18 protein-coding genes are annotated in these 23,149 nt (G+C 50.7%); 16 read left to right on the top strand and 2 right to left on the bottom strand.

Annotated elements, in window-relative coordinates; translation table 11 throughout:
• Window positions 1–141: 141 nt before the first annotated feature.
• Window positions 142–1,377, bottom strand: coding sequence for a 6-phosphofructokinase (locus tag DXA87_RS09315; protein WP_015554249.1), 1,236 nt, complete (start codon window positions 1,375–1,377; stop codon window positions 142–144).
• A 401-nt stretch (window positions 1,378–1,778) separates the two neighbouring features.
• Here DXA87_RS09315 and rsmH point away from each other — a divergent pair, with 401 nt between their 5' ends.
• From rsmH to DXA87_RS09390, 15 genes are all read left to right on the top strand, one after another.
• Complete coding sequence (gene rsmH / locus DXA87_RS09320) at window positions 1,779–2,861, top strand: 16S rRNA (cytosine(1402)-N(4))-methyltransferase RsmH (protein WP_015554250.1); 1,083 nt, start codon at window positions 1,779–1,781, stop codon at window positions 2,859–2,861.
• A 182-nt stretch (window positions 2,862–3,043) separates the two neighbouring features.
• Entirely contained in the window at window positions 3,044–4,924 is a 1,881-nt protein-coding gene (locus DXA87_RS09325) for an LTA synthase family protein (protein ID WP_117504050.1), read from the top strand.
• 388 nt (window positions 4,925–5,312) lie between these two features.
• The gene (locus DXA87_RS09330; RefSeq protein ID WP_117504052.1) at window positions 5,313–5,681 is read left to right on the top strand and encodes a heavy metal-associated domain-containing protein; all 369 of its coding nucleotides are present in this window, start codon (window positions 5,313–5,315) and stop codon (window positions 5,679–5,681) included.
• A gap of 86 nt (window positions 5,682–5,767) precedes the next feature.
• Complete coding sequence (locus DXA87_RS18710) at window positions 5,768–6,124, top strand: transcriptional repressor (RefSeq protein ID WP_117483212.1); 357 nt, start codon at window positions 5,768–5,770, stop codon at window positions 6,122–6,124.
• Between the two features lie 366 nt (window positions 6,125–6,490).
• Window positions 6,491–6,805, top strand: coding sequence for a DUF6110 family protein (locus DXA87_RS09340; RefSeq protein ID WP_015554255.1), 315 nt, complete (start codon window positions 6,491–6,493; stop codon window positions 6,803–6,805).
• Window positions 6,806–6,810: 5 nt separating this feature from the next.
• Complete coding sequence (locus tag DXA87_RS09345) at window positions 6,811–8,916, top strand: heavy metal translocating P-type ATPase (protein WP_348982215.1); 2,106 nt, start codon at window positions 6,811–6,813, stop codon at window positions 8,914–8,916.
• Window positions 8,917–9,153: 237 nt separating this feature from the next.
• The gene (locus DXA87_RS09350; RefSeq protein ID WP_015554257.1) at window positions 9,154–9,507 is read left to right on the top strand and encodes a hypothetical protein; all 354 of its coding nucleotides are present in this window, start codon (window positions 9,154–9,156) and stop codon (window positions 9,505–9,507) included.
• A gap of 179 nt (window positions 9,508–9,686) precedes the next feature.
• Window positions 9,687–10,388, top strand: coding sequence for a UMP kinase (gene pyrH, locus DXA87_RS09355; protein WP_021904274.1), 702 nt, complete (start codon window positions 9,687–9,689; stop codon window positions 10,386–10,388).
• Between the two features lie 15 nt (window positions 10,389–10,403).
• Window positions 10,404–10,958 carry a ribosome recycling factor gene (gene frr / locus DXA87_RS09360; RefSeq protein ID WP_021904275.1) on the top strand — a complete coding sequence of 185 codons (555 nt, stop codon included), beginning with the start codon at window positions 10,404–10,406 and terminating at the stop codon, window positions 10,956–10,958.
• 239 nt (window positions 10,959–11,197) lie between these two features.
• Window positions 11,198–11,926, top strand: a complete 729-nt coding sequence (locus DXA87_RS09365; RefSeq protein ID WP_117504054.1) for an isoprenyl transferase — start codon at window positions 11,198–11,200, stop codon at window positions 11,924–11,926.
• Between the two features lie 11 nt (window positions 11,927–11,937).
• Window positions 11,938–12,741 carry a phosphatidate cytidylyltransferase gene (locus DXA87_RS09370; RefSeq protein ID WP_117469453.1) on the top strand — a complete coding sequence of 268 codons (804 nt, stop codon included), beginning with the start codon at window positions 11,938–11,940 and terminating at the stop codon, window positions 12,739–12,741.
• Between the two features lie 14 nt (window positions 12,742–12,755).
• Window positions 12,756–13,904: a 1-deoxy-D-xylulose-5-phosphate reductoisomerase gene (locus DXA87_RS09375; protein WP_117504056.1), complete on the top strand. Its 1,149-nt coding sequence runs from the start codon at window positions 12,756–12,758 to the stop codon at window positions 13,902–13,904.
• Window positions 13,905–14,137: 233 nt separating this feature from the next.
• On the top strand, window positions 14,138–15,223 hold the full coding sequence (locus DXA87_RS09380; RefSeq protein WP_242998031.1) for a M50 family metallopeptidase: 1,086 nt from the start codon (window positions 14,138–14,140) through the stop codon (window positions 15,221–15,223).
• A gap of 40 nt (window positions 15,224–15,263) precedes the next feature.
• A complete protein-coding gene (gene ispG / locus DXA87_RS09385) occupies window positions 15,264–16,328 on the top strand; it encodes a flavodoxin-dependent (E)-4-hydroxy-3-methylbut-2-enyl-diphosphate synthase (RefSeq protein ID WP_117504058.1) in 1,065 nt (354 codons plus the stop codon).
• Between the two features lie 2 nt (window positions 16,329–16,330).
• Window positions 16,331–21,031, top strand: a complete 4,701-nt coding sequence (locus DXA87_RS09390) for a PolC-type DNA polymerase III (RefSeq protein WP_117504060.1) — start codon at window positions 16,331–16,333, stop codon at window positions 21,029–21,031.
• A gap of 467 nt (window positions 21,032–21,498) precedes the next feature.
• Here the strand turns inward: DXA87_RS09390 and DXA87_RS09395 are convergent, their stop codons facing one another.
• Window positions 21,499–22,080 (bottom strand): cysteine hydrolase, encoded by a 582-nt coding sequence (locus DXA87_RS09395; RefSeq protein WP_117483205.1) that lies wholly within the window; start codon window positions 22,078–22,080, stop codon window positions 21,499–21,501.
• 432 nt (window positions 22,081–22,512) lie between these two features.
• Between DXA87_RS09395 and DXA87_RS09400 the strand changes: the two genes are divergently transcribed.
• Window positions 22,513–23,115, top strand: a complete 603-nt coding sequence (locus DXA87_RS09400) for an ECF transporter S component (RefSeq protein WP_117504062.1) — start codon at window positions 22,513–22,515, stop codon at window positions 23,113–23,115.
• Window positions 23,116–23,149 lie beyond the last annotated feature (34 nt).

Consider the following 23,149-nt stretch of genomic DNA (forward strand, 5'->3'; position numbering starts at 1 on the left):
GGAAACAGAATCTAAGTTTATGGTTCTGTATTCCTGTAGGAGGTCTTTTAAGCTCATTAGAAATCCTTAAAGGAAACTTATGCGGTTATAAAAAGCTGCTGCCGTTGCGGCCCGCCGCGGCAGGGAAAAAGGTTTCTGCCATTATTTCTTCTTATGATACAGATATCGCGGAATTCCGTCCACCATAACTGGTGACACGTCACCCTGGATCAACGGGCGGACATAGCTGATAAACTCGTCGGTGACGTAGGTACCGTCCTCGGTGATCCATTCCCTCGGGACCACTTTTTCCACATTGGAGACCTTGTGGACATTTCTAAGGTCTGTGGTGGACTGGTACGGGTCATCGGAGAGACGTTTGATGATGACCATCTCACCGGTATCGCCCTCGTCGGCTGCCTTCACGGCGGCACCGCCGACCTGGAAAGCTTCCAGAATGTCGATTCGGGATGCCAGATGGGAGGCCGCTCTCTGCATGGAGCTAAGCTCTATGGTTCTCGTCTTGCAGCCAATCTCCTGAGCCAGACGGCGGGCAAGATAGTTCGCGGTGCCTGTGAGCTGCTTGTGGCCGAAGGCGTCAACGAAATCCACACCGTCGGTGAGCTCGCACACATAACGTCCGTCCGCCAGTCGGATGCCTTCGGAGACGGCGACCACAACGAAAGTCTTTTCTGCCAGGAGTTCCTTAATGCGGACAAGGAAATTGTCGATATCGAAGGGAAGTTCCGGAACGTAGATCAGGTCCGGGCCATCGCAATCCTCGCCCTTGGAGAGCGCCGCGGCACCAACGAGCCATCCGGCGTTTCGGCCCATGATCTCGACGATGGTGACAAGGCCCTTATCGTAGATCAGCGCCTGGCTGTCCTGGATGATCTCTTTCACTGATGTTCCGATGTATTTCGCCGCGCTGCCGTATCCCGGTGTGTGGTCGGTCAGGGCGAGATCGTTGTCGATAGTCTTCGGAACGCCTAAAAATTTGGTTGGATGACCCCTTAAGATCGCGTAGTCGGACAGCTTTTTGATCGTATCCATGGAATCGTTTCCGCCGATATAGATAAAGCACTCGATCTCAAGCTTGTCGAGAATAGAAAAGATTTTATCGTATGTAGCGATGTCCTCATGGATCTCCGGGAGCTTATAGCGGCATGATCCGAGATAGGCAGCAGGTGTGCGTTTTAAAAGTTCTACGTCCAGATCCGTCTGGATATGTTCGGAAAGATCGATATAATCTTCGTTTAAGAGACCCTGAATGCCGTGACGCATGCCGTATACTTTTTTTGCTCCGCGGTCGATAGCGGTGCGGTAAACGCCCGCGAGACTGGAATTGATAGCGGCAGTCGGGCCACCGGACTGTCCAACGATAATGTTGCCTTTCATGTAGCATCCCTCCAGGTATTGTAATTATATGATAACTGTCCGTCAGACCAGCGTTTTGAGTTTTTTCGCTGATCGAAGACACGGAAACACGGAGCAGTTACAATAAAATCATTATATCAGTTTTATGATGCAAAAACAAGTAAAAGGCAGAATATTTAGAAAAAAGATGACAAATTTGAAATATATGCGCATCTCGAACAAATATGACAGGATTTTGACGATTGAGTGATTAGGCGTGTGAAGTACTGGAAAAACCGGTGGCTATCTGGCTGGGCGTGAACGGCAGCACTCCGGAAGAGCCATAATTTCTGTCAACGAAAAGATACTTTACATTTATATGAAGAATATGTTAAGATAAACCGGTATGTGTAGAAAAACAGCGATAAATACGAGGTTTTGACATGGAAGAAAAAGAGGTACAGGGAGCACCGGTACACAAGCGGCGTGTCCGTTACAGCGGGACACATCCGAAACGGTTTGAGGAAAAGTATAAAGAACAGAATCCGGAGAAATATGCTGACACGGTCGAGAAGGTCATCAAAAAAGGCAGCACTCCGGCAGGCATGCACATCTCGATCTGTGTGAACGAGATCCTGGATTTCCTGGATATCAGACCGGGAATGCAGGGGCTTGACGCTACATTGGGTTACGGCGGGCACACAACGGAGATGTTGAAGAAACTCGAGGGACAGGGACACATGTACGGCCTTGATGTGGATCCTATCGAGATCGTGAAGACGAAGGCACGGTTAAAGGAGCGCGGATTTGACGAGGACATCCTTACGGTGAAGCAGATGAACTTCGCGGATATCGATAAGCTTGTCCCGGAGACCGGACTTTTTGATTTCGTTCTGGCGGATCTCGGTGTGTCCTCCATGCAGATCGATAACCCGGAACGCGGATTTACCTACAAGGCGGACGGTCCGTTAGACCTGAGACTGAATCCGGAAAAGGGGATCTCCGCGGCGGAGCGGTTAAAGCAGATGGATATGGAAGAAATCGCCGGAATGTTTGTGGAAAATTCCGACGAGCCGTATGCGGAGGAGATCGCGAGGGAGATTGCGAAGAGAAATAGAAAGCGCCAGTATATTGAGACGACGACAGGACTTAAAGAAGTCATTGAGACAACACTTTCCTTCATTCCGGAAAAAGAGCGTAAGGAAGCGGTGAAGAAGTCCTGCCAGAGATGTTTCCAGGCACTCCGGATCGATGTAAACCAGGAATTTGAGGTTTTGGAAAGTTTCCTTACAAAGCTTCCGGGTATCCTGGCACCGGGCGGAAGAGCGGCGATCCTGACGTTCCATTCCGGCGAGGATCGTCTCGTAAAGTATTACTTCAAAGAAGGCAAAAAAGATGGACTTTACAGTGACGTGGCAAACGATGTGATCCGCCCGTCCGCGGAGGAATGTCAGAGAAATCCGAGGGCGAGATCCACGAAGATGCGCTGGGCGATCCGTGAGGGAGAGAATTCCCATAGAAATTAATGTAATAGAAGATAAAAGTCCAGCAGGCACACGTTTGGGCGGCTATGCACTTGGAAAACTATCGACAGCAGTTCTTTTAAATTGCTATGGATCCGGAAGCAGCTGCCGGTGGCAAGCCCTGCGGATGAGATTTTGCTGAACAAGTTTCTGACAGACAGATTTAGAAAGTGAAATAAACGTATATGGACGAAAAGTTTGAAGAAAGAACAGGGGAGTATGAAGAGAGGGAAGACCACAGACTGAAACATGCAGGCGCTATCGCATTATTTTTATTATCGCCGGTGTTCTCCTATGTCATGTTCGAGTTCGTGACCGGAAACTTTGTGATGGTACTTCCGAAGAACGCGGTGCTCAACATTGTATGGATGTTCGCGCTGTACCTTCTGGTATTCGGAATCTCCGGCAGCACCCGGATTTCCGTTCCGGTCTCTTCTGTGATCCTCTATGCGATCTCCCTGGCGGAGGCGTTTGTCGTTTCCTTCAGAAGCCGTCCGATCATGATGGGCGATGTTCTGGCGGTGAAGACCGCGATGACGGTTGCAGGAAGCTACGATTACACCCCGACATTTATGATGATCATCTGCGGTGTTCTCCTGATCATATGGAACGCGCTGGCGCAGTTTGTGTTTGTGCGGGTAAAAGGAAAAAAGAAAAGAGCAGTGGTATTCAGCGTTTCTGCTGGTGCGGTTGCTGCGTTTATCGCCTGCTTTTATAACTTTATGATCTCAGGCCTGTCTCTGGAGGTAAACCTTTGGGATCCGACGACCTCCTACGCAGAGAATGGCTATATCCTGTCCTCCGCAATCTCGATCAAATATCTGGTAAAGAAAGCGCCGGGAGGTTACTCCCAGGCGAAGATCCAGGAAATCTGCGACAAATATGTGGACAGTGAGAAGGAGCGGAATGGGGAGACTGCTGCAGTGGTGGCGTCCGGGGACGCGGTCCAGCCGACGAATATTATCTGTATCATGAACGAGAGTCTTTCCGATCTGGCGGTGGACGGAGATTTTACGACAAATATCGATTATCTCCCGTTTCTCCACAGCCTGACGGAGAACACCGTAAAAGGAAAGCTCTGCATGCCGGTATTTGGTGCCATGACCAGCAACTCTGAGTTTGAATTTCTGATCGGTGACTCTATGTATCTGATGCCGAGAGGAAGTGTGGCTTATCAGTTCTATGTAAATCCGGGCGTCCGCTCCATGGTCAGCACGGTGAGGGATCAGGGATACACACCGGTTGCCATGCACCCGTACCCGGCTGAGAACTGGAACCGCCGCATCTGCTACAACAACATGGGCTTCAGCGATTTCATGGATATCAGCGCCTACGAAAGCCGGGATGAACTTCGAAATTATATCAGTGACCTGAGCGATTTTAAGGTCATCACCGAGTATATCGAGCAGAAGGCAAATCCGGATGACAAGCTGTTCCTCTTTAATGTGACCATGCAGAACCACGGCGGCTATACGATCCCATACGCGAATTTTGACCAGGAAGTATGGCTCACCGGGGACATGGAAGGAAAGTATCCGGAGGCAGACATGTATCTGTCCCTCGTGAAGAAATCTGATGAAGCTTTTGAGTGGCTTGTAAATTATTTCTCCCAGTGCGACCAGCCGACGATGATCGTCATGTTCGGCGACCATCAGCCGGGAATCGAGGACGAGTTCTTCGATGAGGCTATGGGCGTGGAGAGTGCGAAGGTTCCGAATGAGCAGAAAATGGTCTGGTACGAGACCCCGTTTGTGATCTGGACCAACTACGACCAGCCTTCGGAGGACATGGGACGGTTAGGTGCAATTTACCTTTCCTCCTATGTATTAAAGCGCGCGAACCTGTCACTGACTCCGTATAACGAATTCCTCTTACAGCTTTCCGAAAAGCTTCCGATCATCCATCACCTTGGAATCTGGGAATCCGACGGAACCTACCACAGCTGGGAGGACGCGGAGAGCGGGGACTACGATTGGAAGGAACAGCTGGTGGAGTATGAGAATCTTGTATACAACCACAGCCTGGATTCGAAGACCGTGAATGAGATGTTTTCGATCGCACAGTAAATGAATATTATATAGAGATGGGCAGCCTGGAGACAGGCTGCCTGTTTTGCGTAATAGCTCGCGCGAGAATGTGCCAAGGCACATTCATTTTTGAAAGTTCCGCTAAAGTAAAACTTTATGCAAAATAAAAAGAGAAGAGGGCAGCAGGAACAACTGCAGATGCCTGTCTCCGGAGAGCAGGCGAAGAGCCAGTATGAGAAGAACGGCACTGTCAGGGATGAGAGTATTTTTTGTATTGAAATAAAATGTCAAAAAAGTGACAAAGAGGATTGACAAGATGGTTAGTTGGTGCTAATCTTTGTTAGTAGAAACTAACAGGTGAAAGAAGATACCCCATGGGGAATGAAAAACTGTAGTTTCTGAAAATTAAGAGGAGGCGTGATCCGTCATGATAAATGGTATTATTATCGTCGCATTGATCGTAGTCGCGATCTTCGCGGTGAAAGGTTCGATCCGCCAGTTCACCTATGGCTGCTGCGGAACGAAAGATGTAGAAAAGAAGATCAAAGTGCAGGATAAAAATGCTTCAGACTATCCGTACTACGCAGTCATCGGAGTGGACGGCATGAAATGCAAACACTGCAAGCTCCATGTGGAGAATGCGTTCAATGAGAAGGATGGCAACTGGGCTGAGGTAAACCTCGAGAAGAAGGAAGCCGATGTCCGCATGAAAACAAAGCTGACAGACCGTGAGATCCGTGACATCGTGAGCAAGGCCGGCTATGTGCTCCGCAATATCGAGTGGAAGCAGGCGTAAACGAAAAAACGGTTTCGGTTGAAACTCCAAATGCCTGGCTCTCTGCAGGGCAGGAACACACTTTTTAGGAATGAGAGGGATGCCGGATGTGGCAGAAGAAAGACATCGTTAATGAGTTCCAGAGACTTGGGAAGCGTATTACAAAGCAGAGAATGGTCATCCTTGATGTGATCTTAGAACAGAACTGGACCGACTGCAAGGAAGTTTACTATGAGGCGGTACAGAGAGATTCCACCGTGGGTCTTTCCACAGTCTACCGCACGATCCGCATGCTGGAGGAGATGGGCGTCTTAAAGCGCGTTTACCAGTATGTATTTACGGATGAAACAGGAGTGCGCGCAGACGGGGAAAACGAGGTTATCGCCCCGGAGTTCCACGGAAAGAACGGTCTCAGACAGACCGAAAAAGAGAAAGAAAAATGCTGTTCCTTCAGTGCGTCATAAACGCGGAGAAAACAGCAGGTCATGGAGTTATGGATGACAGCAAATTATCAGAAAATGACATTTTTTTTCAACATAAAATATTTTAAAATATTATGATTGACTAACCGGCAGGAAAAGAGTTACCATGTGGGAAACGTTTGAAAGCCTTCCGGTTTTCGACGTTCTGCCAAGTAAAATGCAAGGGAGTGAAAACCGATGAAACACCATAAATTCTGGGCGTGGGCAACTGTTTTCTGCTTTGCTATGGTGATGTATACCGGATATAAGCACAAGTGATCCGGCAGCTAAAAGCCAGGTCAGCAGGCTTTAAACAGGACAGATCATTTACTATTAAATTATATTTTTTACTTACAGGAGGAATTTAAAATGTTAGATGTTAAGAAATGCTTGAAATTAAAAAATGTTGCAGTATTTGCAGGCGGTGTTCTTTTCGGGACAGCTGGTGTCAAGGTTCTCGGAAGCCAGGACGCTAAGAAGTTATACATCAACTGCCTCGCAGCAGGTCTCCGCGCAAAAGAGTGCGTTATGACAACAGCTTCCAACATCCAGGCAAACGCTGAGGATGTTCTTGCAGAGGCTAAGGAGATCAACAGAGCACGTGCTGAAGAAGCATTCGGTGAGGAAGAGGAAGCAGCAGAAGACTTCACAGAGACAACAGAAAAAGCAGAGGACGCTGAATAATCATTATGAAATCAGGAATCAGATTTACGGTAAAACATGATATCAAGGGCCGTATCCGAATCCATCTCACCAGAGGCCGCCTGTCAGTCAGACAGGCGGACCTCTTTTCCTTTTATCTCGCATCCCTTCCGCAGGTAACGGCAGCAAAGGTATATGAGAGAATCGGAGATGCGGCGATCACGTACACAGGCTCAAAGGAAGATCTCATTGCTGAGATCTTAAGGTTCTCCTTTGACGATGAAGAGTTAAACGAGATCGTGCCTGTGACAAGCACGAGAGAGTTAAATCAGGAGTTCCAGGAAAAGCTCGTGACAAAGTGTCTTACAAGATGCCTTACAAAGATCTTCCTTCCGGCTCCGGTCCGTGCGGTATGGACAGCGATCCAGTCTGTTCCATTCGTTATTAAAGGCATCAGAAAGCTTGCGGGAAGAAAGCTTGAGGTCGAGGTCCTCGATGCGACGGCGATCACGGTGTCCATGCTGCGGTGCGACTTCAACACAGCAGGATCCGTCATGTTCCTTCTCGGAATCGGTGAGCTTCTGGAAGACTGGACCCACAAGAAGTCTGTCAGCGATCTTGCGGGCAGCATGTCCTTAAATATCGAGAGAGTATGGCAGAAGACAGAGGACGGGGAAGTACTTGTCCCGATCTCTGATATTAAGGAAGGAGATCTCGTCTCCGTCCGCGTCGGCAGCGTGATCCCGCTTGACGGCATTGTAGATTCCGGCGAGGCGATGGTAAACCAGGCATCAATGACCGGTGAGTCTGAGCCGGTCCGCAAGGAGAACGGCATGTACGTCTATGCCGGAACCGCGGTCGAGGAAGGAAACCTCATCGTCCGCGTCAAGAAAGCAGCTGGATCCACAAGATTCGAGCGCATTGTGAAGATGATCGAGGAGTCCGAGAAGTTAAAGTCTTCCTTAGAGACAAAGGCATCCGGACTTGCGGACGCTCTCGTTCCGTGGAGTCTCGGCGGAACCATCGTTACTTACCTTCTCACAAGAAATGTGACAAAGGCGATCTCGATCCTTATGGTTGACTTCTCCTGTGCGTTGAAGCTCGCAATGCCGCTTTCCGTACTCTCTGCTATGAGAGAGGCGAGCAGCTACAAGATGACTGTCAAAGGCGGCTCCTTCATGGAAGCAGTCGCTGAGGCGGACACCATCGTATTCGATAAGACAGGCACCCTCACAAAGGCACAGCCGGTGGTTGCAGACGTTGTGACCTTCGAGGGACGCGACCAGGCTGAGATGTTAAGGATTGCTGCCTGCTTAGAGGAGCACTTCCCGCACTCCATGGCGAACGCGGTTGTTGCGGCCTCCAGAGAGCGCGGACTTGTCCACGAGGAGATGCACTCTAAGGTTGACTATATCGTTGCACACGGAATTGCATCCCATATCGGCGAGGACAAAGTCGTGATCGGTAGCTACCACTTTGTATTCGAGGACGAGCAGTGTGTAGTCCCGGAGGGCGAAGAAGAGAAATTTGAAGCCCTTCCGGCAGAGTACTCCCACCTGTATCTCGCGATCGCGGGAAGACTGGCGGCTGTGATCTGCATCGAGGATCCGCTCCGTCCGGAAGCTCCGGAAGTTATGAAGGAGCTCAGAAAGCTTGGTATCAAGAAGATCGTCATGATGACAGGAGACAGCGAGAGAACGGCCCGCGCCATTGCCGCAAGAGTCGGCGTGGACGAGCATCACTCCGAGGTCCTTCCGGAGGATAAGGCGAACTTCGTTGAAGCAGAGAAGAACGCAGGCCATAAGGTTATCATGGTGGGAGACGGAATCAACGATTCTCCGGCACTCTCCGCGGCAAACGTCGGCATCGCGATCAGCGAGGGCGCTGAGATCGCAAGAGAGATCGCGGACATCACAATCTCTGAGGACGCGATGTTCCAGCTTGTGACTTTAAAAGCAATCAGCAATGCGCTGATGCGGCGTGTTCACAGAAATTACCGCTTTGTCATCAGCTTCAACTTTGGTCTCATCATCCTAGGCGTGATGGGCGTGCTTGCCCCGGCGACATCCGCCCTGCTTCACAACACATCCACCCTGTGCATCAGCATGCACAGCATGACGAACCTGTTGAAGGACGAGGAGAAGAAGTACTAATATAGGTAGAATTGTAACTATGGATGCACTGAATAGTTACGATGAATTATCTGCCCGCGGCATGGAGCAATCCGGCCGCGGGTGTTTTTTCTCTGCATGGAGGTGACATGGAATACCTGGCGGTGCGGCTGCCTGCATTTTGTGGTTCACAAGACGCGGATTTCATGCTATACTAGTGCAGGCATGTGGCAGAAGTCTGTCATCTGCTTTTCAAAAACGACAAAGGAAGGCACAATTATGAACTATATGATCTGTATTCCTTCACCGAGACTCGTCTCGAGGGAATACTGTGAAAGGATCCACAACATTTTAGCCAGAATGTCGGATCAGTACCGGGTCAATATCGTTCCGGAGCCGGTTAAGATGCGCCAGGGATCCTGCCCGGATTTTTATAAGAAATACCGGATCTATAAAGATATCAAGGAACGCGACGGAAACGGGGAGGCGTACCTGACCTCTGAGGAAGAAAATATGATCCTCAGCGTGTGCAGGAATCCGGAGGAAGTGGAGCTTATGAAGAGCTGCACCTACGCGTACCGGTATCCGACAACACTGGTGCTCAAGAGCTTCCGGGAAGATAAAAAGAGGTAGGACAGGGAAACATCCACAAGCGGATCCTGCCGGTCTGAAACTGTTGGCAAACAGACGAAAGTGTGTTATACTTATCCTAAGTCCGCGGGGCGGTCGTGGTCTGCCCTGTGGAAAGGAAAAAGAGATTTGTGGCGACTGGAACGAAACAGTCACAGAAGATTACGAGGAGATCAGAGAAAATGAAAAACAGAAGAGTTTTTTTAAAGCTCAGCGGAGAGGCCCTTGCAGGTCCGAAAAAGACTGGCTTTGACGAAGATACGGTAAAGGAAGTTGCAAGACAGGTCAAGGCATCTGTTGATGCAGGTGTACAGGTCGGCGTTGTGATCGGCGGCGGAAACTTCTGGCGCGGACGTACAAGCGACGCGATCGACCGTCCGAAGGCAGACCAGATCGGAATGCTTGCGACTGTCATGAACTGTATTTATGTATCCGAGATCTTCCGGAACGCGGGAATGAAGACACAGATCCTTACCCCGTTTGAGTGCGGAAATATGACAAAACTGTTCTCCAAGGACCGCGCGAACAAGTATTTTGAGCACGGAATGGTCGTATTTTTTGCCGGTGGAATCGGACAGCCGTATTTCTCTACCGACACGACGATCACTCTGATGGCGATCGAAATGGATGCAGACTGCATTCTCCTCGCAAAGTCCATCGACGGCGTATACGACAGTGATCCGAAGGTAAATCCGAATGCGAAAAAGTATGACGAGATCTCGATCCAGGAAGTGATCGACAAGCAGCTCGGTGTCGTTGACCTGACTGCTTCCATTATGTGTATGGAGCACAAAATGCCGATGGCAGTATTCTCCTTGAACGAAAAGGATGGAATCGCGAACGCCATGCAGGGAAAAATTAACGGTACGATCGTTACCGTCTGATAACAGGAGGAAACCATGAGCGAAGAATTAAAAGTATATGAAGAAAAAATGGAAAAATCCATCGATGCCCTCTTGAACGAGTACGCATCTATCCGCGCAGGACGTGCGAACCCGCATGTACTTGACAAAATCAAAGTAGATTACTACGGAACACCGACACCGATCCAGCAGGTCGGAAATATCTCTGTTCCGGAGGCAAGAATGATCCTGATCCAGCCGTGGGAGAAGAGCCTGATCCGCCCGATCGAGAAGGCGATCCAGACTTCCGAGCTTGGAATCAACCCAAGCAACGATGGTTCCGTGATCCGTCTCGTATTCCCGGAGCTCACCGAGGAGAGACGTAAAGAGCTTGCAAAGGATGTTAAGAAAAAAGGCGACGGCGCTAAGGTAGCGATCCGCAATATCCGCCGCGACGCGAATGAAGCGTTCAAGAAGATGGAGAAGAACGATGAGATCTCTGAGGACGATTTAAAAGAGCTTACCGAGAAAGTCCAGAAGCTTACCGACAAGTCCATCGAGAAGATCGACAAGGCCGTTGAGAACAAGACAAAGGAAATTCTTACCGTTTAATCGGAGTTTCCTACTACACAAAACAGACAGGGGGCAGGGGAAGTTTTCCTGTCCCCGTTTGTTTGCGCGGGCAACGAGTCAAGGCCCGTGCTTGCACGAGGTTTTGACGTTGCTAAGCGCCAGTGGCGCTTGTCCAGCAACGACCGGAACAGAGTGTAGAAGACGCGGCAACTTGAGAAATACTTACGTTTCTCATAGTCTGCGCGGGCAACGAGCCAAAAGATAAAGGGAGAACAATCATGGAAGAGAATTTAAAGATTCCCGCCCACGTGGCGCTGATCTTAGACGGAAATGGAAGATGGGCGAAGAAGCGCAGACTTCCGAGACAGCTTGGACATAAAAAGGGCTGCGAGACACTGGAGCAGGTCGTTGAGGACGCAGCACGGCTTGGAATCCGGTATCTGACAGTTTATGGATTTTCCACAGAGAACTGGAAACGCCCGGAGGAGGAAGTCGGTGCGCTGATGCAGTTATTCCGTTTCTACGCGAAGAGGCTTCTCGCAATGGCTGAAAAGAACAACATCCGTGTCCGCATGATCGGCGAGAGAAGCCGTTTTGCGCCGGATATCGTGGGCGCGATCAATGTCCTGGAAGAAAAGACAAAAAAAAATACAGGAATGACCTTTGTGATCGCCGTAAACTACGGAAGCCGCGATGAGATCACGAGAGCAGTGAGAAAGATCATGACGGATGTGGAGAAAGGGAAGATCGCGCCGGAGGATATGACGGAGAAAGTTTTCGCGTCCTATCTGGACACGGCAGGAATCCCGGATCCGGATCTCATGATCCGTACCAGCGGGGAGCTTCGCCTCTCTAACTACCTGTTATGGCAGCTCGCGTACTCAGAACTCTACGTGACAGAATGCCTGTGGCCGGATTTCAATAAGGAAGAATTATTGAACGCGATCCGCCAGTACAATAAGAGAGAGCGCCGGTTCGGAGGAGTTACGGCGGTAAAAACGGAGTAAGAGGTGATCTTATGTTTACGACAAGACTGATCAGCGGAATCGTCCTTGTGATCATTGCGGCGTTTCTGCTTGTTGAGGGCAGTGCAGTCCTTTATTTCGGCTCCATGGCGATCTCCTTGATCGGACTTTATGAGCTTTACCGGGTCATGAAGATCGAGAGATCGGCACCGGGGTTTGTGGGCTATGCGGCTGTCGTTGCTTATTACTGGATCATGGGAAACAGGGAGCAGTATGTGACGTTCCTCGCTATCATTTCCCTCATGATCTTAATGACGATCTACGTGGTGACGTTCCCGAAGTACGGGACGGAGCAGATCACGGTGGCGTTCTTTGGAATCTTCTATGTGGGGATCATGTTCTCCTACCTCTATCAGGTGCGGGAGATGCCGGACGGAAAATATCTCGTATGGCTGATCCTTTTAAGCTCCTGGGGCTGTGATACCTTCGCCTACTGCGCGGGAAAGCTTTTTGGAAAGCATAAGATGACCCCGAAGCTGAGCCCGAAAAAGACCGTGGAGGGTGCCATCGGAGGTGTCGTGGGCGCGGCAGTCTTAGGATTCCTCTACGGAACCTTCTTTAAGAACAATATGATCCAGGTGATAAATCCGGGCGTGATCTCGGGAGCTGCCTGCGCCATCGCGGCGGTAATCTCCATGGTGGGAGATCTGGCGGCTTCCGCCATCAAGAGAAACCATGACATCAAGGATTACGGAAATCTGATCCCTGGCCATGGCGGAATCTTAGACCGGTTTGACAGCATGATCTTTACCGCCCCGGCGATCTATTTCGCTATCACATTTATGGGCATCCGGTAGGAAAGGACAAAGAGATGAAACGAATTGCTATTCTGGGTTCCACAGGTTCCATCGGAACCCAGACTTTGGATGTAGTCCGTGCAAACGGAGATATTGAAGTTGTAGGAATCGCGGCGGGAAGAAACATCGATGCGCTGGAGAGCCAGATCCGTGAATTCTCCCCGAAGATCTGCGGTGTCTGGGATGAGGAGAAGGCAAAAGAGCTGGCTGTCCGCGTGGCAGATACAGACACGAAGATCGTCTCCGGCATGGAAGGACTTTTGGAGATTGCGGTCATAGAAGGATATGAGATCCTCGTGACGGCAGTGGTGGGCATGATCGGCATCCGCCCGACGATGGCTGCCATCGAGGCAGGAAAGGACATTGCCCTGGCAAACAAAGAGACGCTTGTCACTGCGGGACATCTCATCATCCCGCTTGTGAAGGAGAAAAAAGTCCGTCTTCTTCCGGTGGACAGTGAGCACAGCGCGATCTTCCAGTGTTTAAACGGGGAACACGGGAATAAGATTGAAAAGATCCTATTAACAGCATCCGGCGGCCCGTTCCGCGGATGGGCGAGAGAGCAGATGAAGAATGTCCAGGTGGAGGATGCCTTAAAGCATCCGAACTGGTCCATGGGAGCGAAGCTCACCATCGACAGTTCCACCATGGTCAATAAAGGTCTCGAGGTCATGGAGGCGAAATGGCTTTTTGATGTGGGAATGGACGATGTCCAGGTCGTTGTGCAGCCGAAGAGTGTGATACACTCTATGGTACAGTTTGAGGACGGTGCTGTGATGGCGCAGCTCGGAACGCCGGATATGAAGCTTCCGATCCAGTATGCTCTCTATTACCCGGAGCGCAGACCAATGAGGGGAGATCGTCTCGACTTCTGGTCCATGAAGGAGATCATATTCGACAAGCCGGATTACGAGAATTTCCGCGGCCTGGCACTCGCGAGAGAAGCAGGAAAAGCGGGCGGTTCCGTGCCGGTAGTGTTTAACGCGGCGAACGAGTTCGCGGTTGCGAAGTTCCTCGGGAAGAAGATCAGCTATCTGGAGATCACGGATATGCTCGAGGCTGCAATGGAACATCATAAGAAGATCGCCCATCCGTCATTGGATGAGGTGCTTGAGACGGAAGCGGAGACTTACGAGTTCCTGAAGAAGCAGTGGAATTTCTAAAGCTGTATAATGATTGAAAAACTCTGTTTCACACATCAAAGGTATGTGCAAAGATTGAATGATATTTTGCAACTGTTCAGTAGGTCTGCGCACTTGCTGCGCTGACCGTAAGAAAACTCGAGCTGGAAAGCAAAAATCCCATCAGCAAAGCTGATCTGGAATGGATTTTTGCATGTAACTATGAAGGTACTGAATAGTTATGATGTTTTAATGAAAGCAGGTGAATATTAAAGTTGGATCTTGGGTATCTGGCAGCGGTGGTTGTCCTTGGCGGAATCATCCTGTTTCATGAATTTGGACATTATCTCCTGGCGCGGTTAAACGGGATTGCCGTGGTGGAGTTCTCGGTGGGATTCGGACCGAGACTTCTCTCATGGGTGAGCCAAAAGACCGGAATCCGGTATTCCTTAAAGTTTCTGCCGCTCGGCGGCTCCTGTGCGATGCTTGGAGAATTCGGGGAAGATGAGGATGAAAAGGAAGAAGTCCCGGATGTGAAGGGAGTTTCCTTCTTTGATAAGGGACCATTGGCGAAGATGGCGGTGATCGCCGCAGGACCGATCTTCAACTTTATCCTGGCGTTCGTTTTTTCCCTGGTGATCTTATCCTGGGCCGGAATCGATCCTGCAGTCATCGCCGGAACCTCCGAGGGAATGCCTGCGGAGACGGCTGGACTGAAAGAGGGCGATGTGATCACAAAGCTTGATGGCAGAAAGATCCATCTTTCCAGGGAGATCTCCATGTACCTGATGACGGCCGGACAGGATCCCGTGCAGGTGGAGTATAGACGATATGACGAAACATCATCGTCGTGGACGACAGAACACACGGTGATCCAGCCGGAGTTTAAGGACGGCAGGTATTACCTCGGCGTCCTTCTTCAGGGACACCGGGATGCCCCGGAGTCACTGGTGCAGGTTCTGCAGTACAGCGTCTACGAGGTGCGGTACTGGATCCTCACGGTGATCGACAGCCTGAAGATGATCGCCGGGGGCAAGGTCTCCACAAACGATATCGCAGGACCTGTCCGCATTGTCACGATCATCGATCAGACTGTGGAAGAGAACACCCAGTACGGATTCGTGACGGTGGTGATGAACCTCTTAAATCTTATGGTCATGTTTTCGGCGAACCTGGGCGTTATGAACCTGCTACCGTTCCCGGCGCTTGACGGCGGACGGCTGGTATTCTTACTCTGGGAACTCGTCACGAGACAGCCGGTGAGCCAGAGAGTGGAGAGCGCGGTGAATATGGCCGGGATGGCGCTGCTCATGACATTTATGGTGTTTGTTGTATTTAATGATTTGAGAATGATATTTTAGCAGGAGTGAAATTTCGTTTTTTGAAGTGGGAGAGAGATGTATGTATAGAGATCATACAAAGGAAATTCAGATTGGGGACAAAAAGATCGGCGGGGGAAATCCGGTTCTGATCCAGTCCATGTGCAACACGAAGACGGAGAATGTGGCGGCAACGATAGAGCAGATCCACCGCCTGGAGGACGCCGGATGTGACATTATCCGTGTGGCGGTTCCGACCATGGAAGCGGCTGCTGCAATCCGCGAGATCAAGAAGCAGATCCATATTCCGCTGGTTGCCGACATTCACTTTGACTACCGCCTGGCTATCGCAGCTATCGAGAGCGGAGCGGATAAGATCCGCATCAACCCGGGCAACATCGGGGCGAGAGAGCGGGTGAAGGCTGTCGTCGACAAGGCGAAAGAGTACGGAATCCCGATCCGCGTGGGAGTAAACAGTGGCTCTCTGGAGAAAGACCTCCTCGCAAAATACGGCGGTGTGACGGCGGAAGCTCTCGTTGAGAGCGCATTGAAGGAAGTGGCCGTTGTGGAGGAACTGGGATACGATAATCTTGTGATCAGCATCAAGTCCTCCGACGTTTTAATGTGTGTGGCAGCCCACGAGCTTATCGCAAAGAAGACGAATTATCCGCTTCATGTGGGGATCACAGAGTCCGGAACACTGCTTTCCGGAAATATCAAGTCCTCTGTGGGTCTTGGAATCATTCTCCATGAGGGGATTGGCGATACGATCCGTGTCTCCTTAACCGGAGATCCGGTGGAGGAAGTAAAGAGCGCGAGACTGATCCTGAAAACGTTAGGGCTCAGGAAGGGCGGCGTGGAAGTTGTTTCCTGTCCGACCTGCGGAAGGACCCAGATCGACCTCATTCACCTGGCAAATCAGGTAGAGGATATGGTATCCGGCATGGATCTTGATGTGAAGGTAGCCGTTATGGGCTGCGTGGTCAACGGACCTGGCGAGGCGAGAAGTGCGGATATCGGAATCGCCGGTGGAATCGGCGAAGGTCTCCTGATCAAAAAGGGAGAGATCATCAAAAAGGTACCGGAACATGAACTTCTTTCCGTTCTTCGGGAAGAGCTTTTGAAGATGCAGGAGATGCAGAAATAAGTATGGAAAAACCATTCCTTGAAGTTTTCCCGGGGCTTAATATTGCTGATGAACTGAAAGAGCTTTTGAAGCTTGTTGTGGTGGAAAAGGTCACCATGACAAAGGACAGAAGCTCTATTCGTGTTTATATCAGGAGTCCCCGGCTGATCCATAAAAAGAATATTTATGCCTTAGAGGACGGGATCGCGAAGCAGCTGTTCCCGGGGAGACCGATCACGATCAAGATCTTAGAGAAATACCGCCTCTCGGCACAGTATACCCCGGAGAAGCTCTACGATGTCTACCGGGACAGTATCCTCATGGAGTTAAAGAACTACGGGATGATCGAGTATAATATTCTCCGCCGGGCGGACACGAAGTTTGTCACCGACGATAAGATGGTCATGACCATCGAGGACAATCTGATCTACAGGGAGCGGTCTAAGGAAGTCGGACGGGTACTGGAAAAGATCTTCACGGAGCGCTGCGGGCTTGCGGCTGAGGTGGAATTTTTATATAAAGAGAGTGAAAAGAAAGACCCGATGGATCAGCCGGTATTCATGAAGCCGGGAGGAGAACTCGTTGTAGGTGTACAGAGTGAGGAGAATTACTTAGAAGGTGCAGCGGAGAGTGCCCCCTGGGATGAAGGAACGTCAAACGGTGGATTTAACGGGACATTCGGAGATGGAAATGGAAACGCGGATGTTCAGATGGCGGCTCAAAGTGCGGCCGGTTCTGGAGCTTCCGGCGGCAGATCCGGCGCGGATCCGGGAAAGGCAGCCAGTGGAAAGAGCGGTTCCGGCACAAAGACATCGGCCGGTTTTGGAGCTGCAAAGCAGAAGACGGACGCGGCTGGAAAGGGCGGCGGAAACCAGACTGGAAAGTCCGCGGGCGGCGGACAGAACGGAAACGGCGGCGGATTCACGAAGAAGACCTTCGGAGAGAAGGGAAAAGGTGGATTCTCCGGCGGTTTCCGGAAAGGCTCCGACGGAAGGATCCCGTACCGAAAGTCGGAGAACCCGGATGTTCTTTTCGGGCGCGATTTTGAGGGCGATGCGGTGAATATCCATGACATCGACGGTGAGATCGGCGAGGTCGTGATCCGTGGTAAAGTGATCCGGGCGGAGAAGCGGGAACTCCGGAGCGGAAACAAGCTCATGATCTTCGATCTTACAGACTTTACAGACAGTATTACTGTAAAGATGTTCTTAAGAGAGGGTCAGGAGGAGGACGCCACTGCGGCTATCAAGGAAGGAAACTTCATCAAGATCAAGGGAATCACCACCATTGATAAGTTCGACGGCGAGCTGACTATCGGTTCCATCGTGGGCATTAAGAAGAGCGAGGACTTTACCTCCAAGCGTGTGGATAATGCCCCGGTGAAGCGAGTGGAGCTCCACTGCCATACGAAGATGAGCGATATGGATGGCGTTTCCGAGGTAAAGGACCTCGTAAAGCGGGCGAAGAAGTGGGGAATGCCGGCCCTGGCGATCACAGACCACGGCTGTGTCCAGGCGTTCCCGGACGCGAACCATGCCCTTGACAAAGGGGATACTTTTAAGGTCCTCTACGGTGTCGAGGGATATCTGGTGGACGACATGAAGGAGATGGTCGTCAATTCCAGAAATCAGAGTCTCGATGGGGACTATGTGGTGTTCGATATCGAGACCACGGGATTTTCTCCGATGAAGAACAGGATCATCGAGATCGGTGCCGTGAAGGTGAGAAACGGCGAGATCATTGACAGGATGGACGAGTTTGTAAACCCGGAGGTGCCGATCCCGTTTGATATTGAGCGCCTGACAGGAATCAACGATGCGATGGTCATGGGGGCGGATACGGTGGACAAGGTGCTGCCGAGATTTCTCGAGTTTGTGGGGGATGCGGCTCTTGTGGCCCACAATGCGTCCTTCGATGTGAGCTTTATCTCCCACAATGCAGGACTTTTAGGGCTGCCCTTTGATCCGACCGTCCTCGATACGGTGACTCTGGCGCGGGTGCTCCTTCCGAACCTGAACCGGTTTAAGCTGGATACGGTGGCGAAGGCATTGGGTGTTTCCCTGGAGAACCATCACCGTGCCGTGGACGATGCGGAGGCAACTGCCGGAATTTTCCTGAAATTCGTGGAAATGTTAAAAAAACAGCATGATATGACAAATCTCGATCATCTGGAGAAATTCAGCCATGTGAGTGATGAGACGATCATGAAGATGCCGACATATCATGTCATCATCATCGCAAAGAATGATCTGGGGCGTGTAAACCTGTACCGTCTTGTTTCCTGGTCCCACCTGAGATACTTTTCAAGGAGGCCGAGGATCCCGAAAAGTGTGCTGAACCAGTACAGAGAGGGGCTGATCATCGGATCGGCCTGCGAGGCGGGGGAGCTTTATCAGGCGATCCTGCGGGGCGTGCCGGATGCGGAGCTTGCGAAGATCGTGAAGTTCTACGATTATCTGGAGATCCAGCCTCTTGGAAACGACATGTTTATGCTGAGGGATGAGAAGAGCACGGTGAAGACGGTGGATGACCTGATGGATATCAATCGGAAGATCGTTTCCCTCGGCGAGCAGTTTAACAAGCCGGTGTGTGCGACCTGCGATGTGCATTTTATGGATCCGGATGACGCGATCTACCGGAAGATCCTGATGGCCGGAATGGGATTTAAGGATGCGGATGAACAGGCTCCGTTGTTCTTGCGGACAACGGAAGAGATGCTCTCAGAGTTTGAGTATCTGGGAAGTGACAAGTGTTACGAGGTCGTTGTCACGAATACGAGAATGATCGCCGACATGTGTGAGCCGATCGCGCCGGTGCGGCCGGATAAGTGTCCGCCGGTCATCGACAAGTCTGATGAGACGCTGCGAAACATCTGTTACAACCGCGCCCATGAGATGTACGGTGAAAATCTACCGAAGATCGTTGTAGACCGTCTGGAGCGGGAGCTGCATTCCATTATCTCCAACGGATTCGCGGTTATGTACATCATTGCGCAGAAATTAGTATGGAAATCCAACGAGGACGGGTATCTGGTCGGATCACGAGGCTCGGTAGGTTCGTCCTTTGTCGCCACGATGTCCGGTATCACGGAGGTAAACCCGCTAAGTCCCCATTATTCCTGCCCGAACTGTCATTATTATGACTTTGATTCAGAGGAAGTGAAGAAGTACGGAGGTATGGCGGGATGTGACATGCCGGATAAGGTGTGTCCGGTCTGTGGACATCCGATGGTCAAGGACGGTTTTGATATTCCGTTCGAGACGTTCTTGGGATTCAAGGGAGATAAGGAGCCTGATATCGACTTAAACTTCTCCGGTGAATACCAGAGCCGTGCCCATGACTATACGGAGGTTATCTTCGGTAAAGGGCAGACGTTCCGTGCGGGAACCATCGGTACTCTGGCAGATAAGACGGCCTACGGCTATGTGAAGAATTACTTTGAGGAGCATGGGGAACGGAAGAGAAACTGTGAGATCAACCGGATCGTTCAGGGGTGTGTCGGCGTACGGCGTACAACGGGACAGCATCCGGGAGGTATCGTTGTTCTGCCGCTCGGCGAGATGATCTATTCGTTTACCCCGGTACAGCATCCGGCGAACGATATGACCACGAAGACGATCACGACCCATTTCGATTACCATTCCATCGACCACAACCTGTTGAAACTCGATATTCTCGGACACGATGATCCGACGATGATCCGTATGCTGCAGGATCTCACAGGACTCGATCCGGTCAAGGATATCCCGCTTGACTCCAGGGAGGTCATGAGCCTGTTCCAGAGTACGGATGCGCTGGGGATCAAGCCGGAGGATATCGGTGGCTGTAAGCTTGGAGCACTCGGCGTGCCGGAGTTTGGTACGGATTTCGCGATGCAGATGTTAATTGATACAAAGCCGAAGTACTTTTCAGACCTTGTGCGTATCGCCGGTCTTGCCCATGGTACGGATGTATGGTTGGGAAATGCCCAGACACTCATTCAGGAAGGAAAGGCGACGATCCAGACTGCGATCTGTACGCGTGATGATATCATGATCTATCTGATCCAGCAGGGGCTTGAGGAAGGTCTTGCGTTTACGATCATGGAGGCGGTCCGTAAGGGTAAGGGACTGAAGCCCGACTGGGAAGAGGAGATGACGAAGCATGGGGTGCCGGACTGGTATATCTGGTCGTGTAAGAAGATCAAATATATGTTCCCGAAGGCGCATGCGGCGGCGTATGTTATGATGGCCTGGCGTATCGCTTATTGTAAGGTGTTTTATCCGCTGGCGTATTATGCGGCTTTTTTCAGTATTCGTGCAAGTGCGTTTTCTTATGAGATCATGTGTTTAGGGCGTGAGAAGCTGGAGTATCATCTGGCGGATTATAAGAAGAGGGCGGATACACTTTCGAAGAAGGAGCAGGATACGCTGAGAGATATGAGGATCGTGCAGGAGATGTATGCCCGTGGGTTTGATTTTCTGCCGCTGGATATTTATACGGCGAAGGCCAGGCATTTCCAGGTTGTGGGGGACAAGTTGATGCCTTCCATTAACAGTATTGATGGTCTGGGAGAGAAGGCTGCGGACTCGATCGAGGAGGCGGCGAAGGATGGGAAGTTCCTGTCTAAAGAGGATTTCAGGAACAGGACGAAGGTCAGTAAGACGATCTGTGATCTGATGGAGGAGCTGGGGATCCTGAAGGGACTTCCGGAGTCGAATCAGTTGTCGCTGTTTGATTTCTAAATTTCATAGTGGCTGGGGGGGACGCGCCGGTGAGACTCCGGGCGCAGACGCTTCACGGGATTCCGGGAGGGTTCCTCTAAGCTCCCAGAAAAATGCTAAGGGCGGAGACCCGGGGACACAACTCGCAACTTGCGTTGCTCAGACAAGTGTCCCCGGGCCTCCAACGCATTTTCCTGCGAGCCAAGAGGAAGCCAGCTCCCTCCACCCAGGCGGTCTGTGCCCGGAGTTTCACCGGCGCTGTGTGTTGGCGGGAGTGAGGGATGAAGGGAAGGTTGTGGTGGGAGAGAGGAGGTGGCGGAAGCTGGACGATGCGCGGGGCCCTTTGGGCGCCGCGGCATCGCGAGGTTGTTGTGGCGGTGTGAGGAAGTTGAGGGATCGTGAGGATGTGGGCAGTATGGGGACGTTGGGGGATCGTGAGGATGTGGACAGTATGGGGACGTTGGGGAATCGTGAAGCATCTGAGGTTTTTATTCCTCTTGGAGGAGGCTGTCCAGGTATTGCTGGGTGGTCATGAGTTCGGTGTGGAGAGGGGACAGGTAGGAAAGGATATTTTCGGCTTCTTTTCGTGAGGTCGCATTGAGCCCTGCTACGGCATCGGTGAGGTAGATGACTTTGCATCCGGCATCGATGGCGGAGAGGGCGGTGGAGAGTACGCAGCATTCTGCTACTACGCCGGAGATCACGACGCGGGAAGCGTGTTTTGCGAGTTCACGCACTTGTGGGATGGCGAAGGAGGAGTAGACGCTTTTTGTGTATACCGGGTATTTTTTTGTGTAGGGCAGAAACTCGGACATCATTTCGTTGAGCCAGGGGTCTGCGTTTACGGCGGCGTTGACTTTGTTGTATTCTTTCCATACGCCTTCCGGGTGTTTTGTGGCGAGGTACTGGGTGAAGATCACCTGGGAAAGGGCGCGGCTGTTTAGAAGGCGGAGAATGGAGTCGGATGCTTTTTCGACTTCTTCGCAGGCCCATTCCTGACCTTTAGTGTAGACATTCTGCATGTCAATGACAAGTAATAGATCCTGATTTGTTTTTGCTGTTTGATCCATAAAGAGATTCCTCCTGATTCTTGGCGGCCTGGTGAGAGAACCGTGTATCTAAAGTTTAGTATAGTTTTGATGAGGAGAATTTACAAGTGAAACGAATGTTACTTTATTAACAATCTTGCTTGAAATCAGGCGTTTTCATTGACTTTACACAAAATCAATGCTATCTTTATTGGGAATTGTTGTTAAATTGCAACTATTTGGAAGCTTTTGCGCTTGATGCGCCAACTGGATGGTTGCGTTGAAGTCACAATTTAGTATGTTCTGGAGGGAGGATATTGTATGGGAAGGGAGCAGATGCTGCTGACTTAGATTTTAGTGAGTCTAAGGTAACGGAATCTGGCGCTTCTGGGAGGAATGGTCAGGAAAGACGTGAGAAGCTCCTGATAAACTGGTAAGGATGAAGATTAAGAAAAAAGAAAGGGTATATGAGGTATGAAGAATTTATTTAAAACAAAGTTTGATGCGGCAGTGATCGTGCTGATTCCGGCCTGCATCGGTATCAATTATCTTGGAAAGCTGTTTGCGAGTGTATTAAAACTTCCGTTATGGCTGGATTCTATCGGAACATGCATCGGTGGATGCCTTGGCGGTCCGATCATCGGCGCGATCTGCGGTGCGGCGAACAACCTGATCTATGGTTTTTCCGCAGGAGATAATATTACGCTTATCTATGCATTGACAAGCTTAGGTATTGGAGCGGCAGTTGGAATCATGGCCCGCCTTGGATTTATGAAATCATTCCCGAAGGCAATTCTTACAGCCTGTGCAGCCGGTCTTGCAGCGGTTGTGATCTCCACCCCGTTAAACGTATTATTCTGGGGCGGTACTACTGGAAATGTATGGGGTGACGCTGTGTTCGCAGCAACTCAGGCGGCTTCCATGCCGGTATTTCTGGGATCTCTGTTAGATGAAGTTGTTGTGGATGTTCCGGACAAACTGATCACTCTGATCGTTGTATTCTTTATTTTAAAGGGTCTTCCAAAGAAGCTTACAACGCTGTATGAGGCAAATTCCGAGATCGAGACTCTGGACTAATCAGATTTAGAAAAGGAAATGCAGCTGTTCTTCG

This window comes from Desulfotomaculum sp. OF05-3 (assembly GCF_003435535.1).
GTDB classification, from domain to species: domain Bacteria; phylum Bacillota; class Clostridia; order Lachnospirales; family Lachnospiraceae; genus Pilosibacter; species Pilosibacter fragilis.

Bases quoted from the DNA above. Each gene is read 5' to 3' on its own strand.
- DXA87_RS09315 (WP_015554249.1), bottom strand. From the start codon at position 1,377: ATGAAAGGCAACATTATCGTTGGACAGTCCGGTGGCCCGACTGCCGCT.
- rsmH (WP_015554250.1), top strand. From the start codon at position 1,779: ATGGAAGAAAAAGAGGTACAGGGAGCACCGGTACACAAGCGGCGTGTC.
- DXA87_RS09325 (WP_117504050.1), top strand. From the start codon at position 3,044: ATGGACGAAAAGTTTGAAGAAAGAACAGGGGAGTATGAAGAGAGGGAA.
- DXA87_RS09330 (WP_117504052.1), top strand. From the start codon at position 5,313: ATGATAAATGGTATTATTATCGTCGCATTGATCGTAGTCGCGATCTTC.
- DXA87_RS18710 (WP_117483212.1), top strand. From the start codon at position 5,768: ATGTGGCAGAAGAAAGACATCGTTAATGAGTTCCAGAGACTTGGGAAG.
- DXA87_RS09340 (WP_015554255.1), top strand. From the start codon at position 6,491: ATGTTAGATGTTAAGAAATGCTTGAAATTAAAAAATGTTGCAGTATTT.
- DXA87_RS09345 (WP_348982215.1), top strand. From the start codon at position 6,811: ATGAAATCAGGAATCAGATTTACGGTAAAACATGATATCAAGGGCCGT.
- DXA87_RS09350 (WP_015554257.1), top strand. From the start codon at position 9,154: ATGAACTATATGATCTGTATTCCTTCACCGAGACTCGTCTCGAGGGAA.
- pyrH (WP_021904274.1), top strand. From the start codon at position 9,687: ATGAAAAACAGAAGAGTTTTTTTAAAGCTCAGCGGAGAGGCCCTTGCA.
- frr (WP_021904275.1), top strand. From the start codon at position 10,404: ATGAGCGAAGAATTAAAAGTATATGAAGAAAAAATGGAAAAATCCATC.
- DXA87_RS09365 (WP_117504054.1), top strand. From the start codon at position 11,198: ATGGAAGAGAATTTAAAGATTCCCGCCCACGTGGCGCTGATCTTAGAC.
- DXA87_RS09370 (WP_117469453.1), top strand. From the start codon at position 11,938: ATGTTTACGACAAGACTGATCAGCGGAATCGTCCTTGTGATCATTGCG.
- DXA87_RS09375 (WP_117504056.1), top strand. From the start codon at position 12,756: ATGAAACGAATTGCTATTCTGGGTTCCACAGGTTCCATCGGAACCCAG.
- ispG (WP_117504058.1), top strand. From the start codon at position 15,264: ATGTATAGAGATCATACAAAGGAAATTCAGATTGGGGACAAAAAGATC.
- DXA87_RS09390 (WP_117504060.1), top strand. From the start codon at position 16,331: ATGGAAAAACCATTCCTTGAAGTTTTCCCGGGGCTTAATATTGCTGAT.
- DXA87_RS09395 (WP_117483205.1), bottom strand. From the start codon at position 22,080: ATGGATCAAACAGCAAAAACAAATCAGGATCTATTACTTGTCATTGAC.
- DXA87_RS09400 (WP_117504062.1), top strand. From the start codon at position 22,513: ATGAAGAATTTATTTAAAACAAAGTTTGATGCGGCAGTGATCGTGCTG.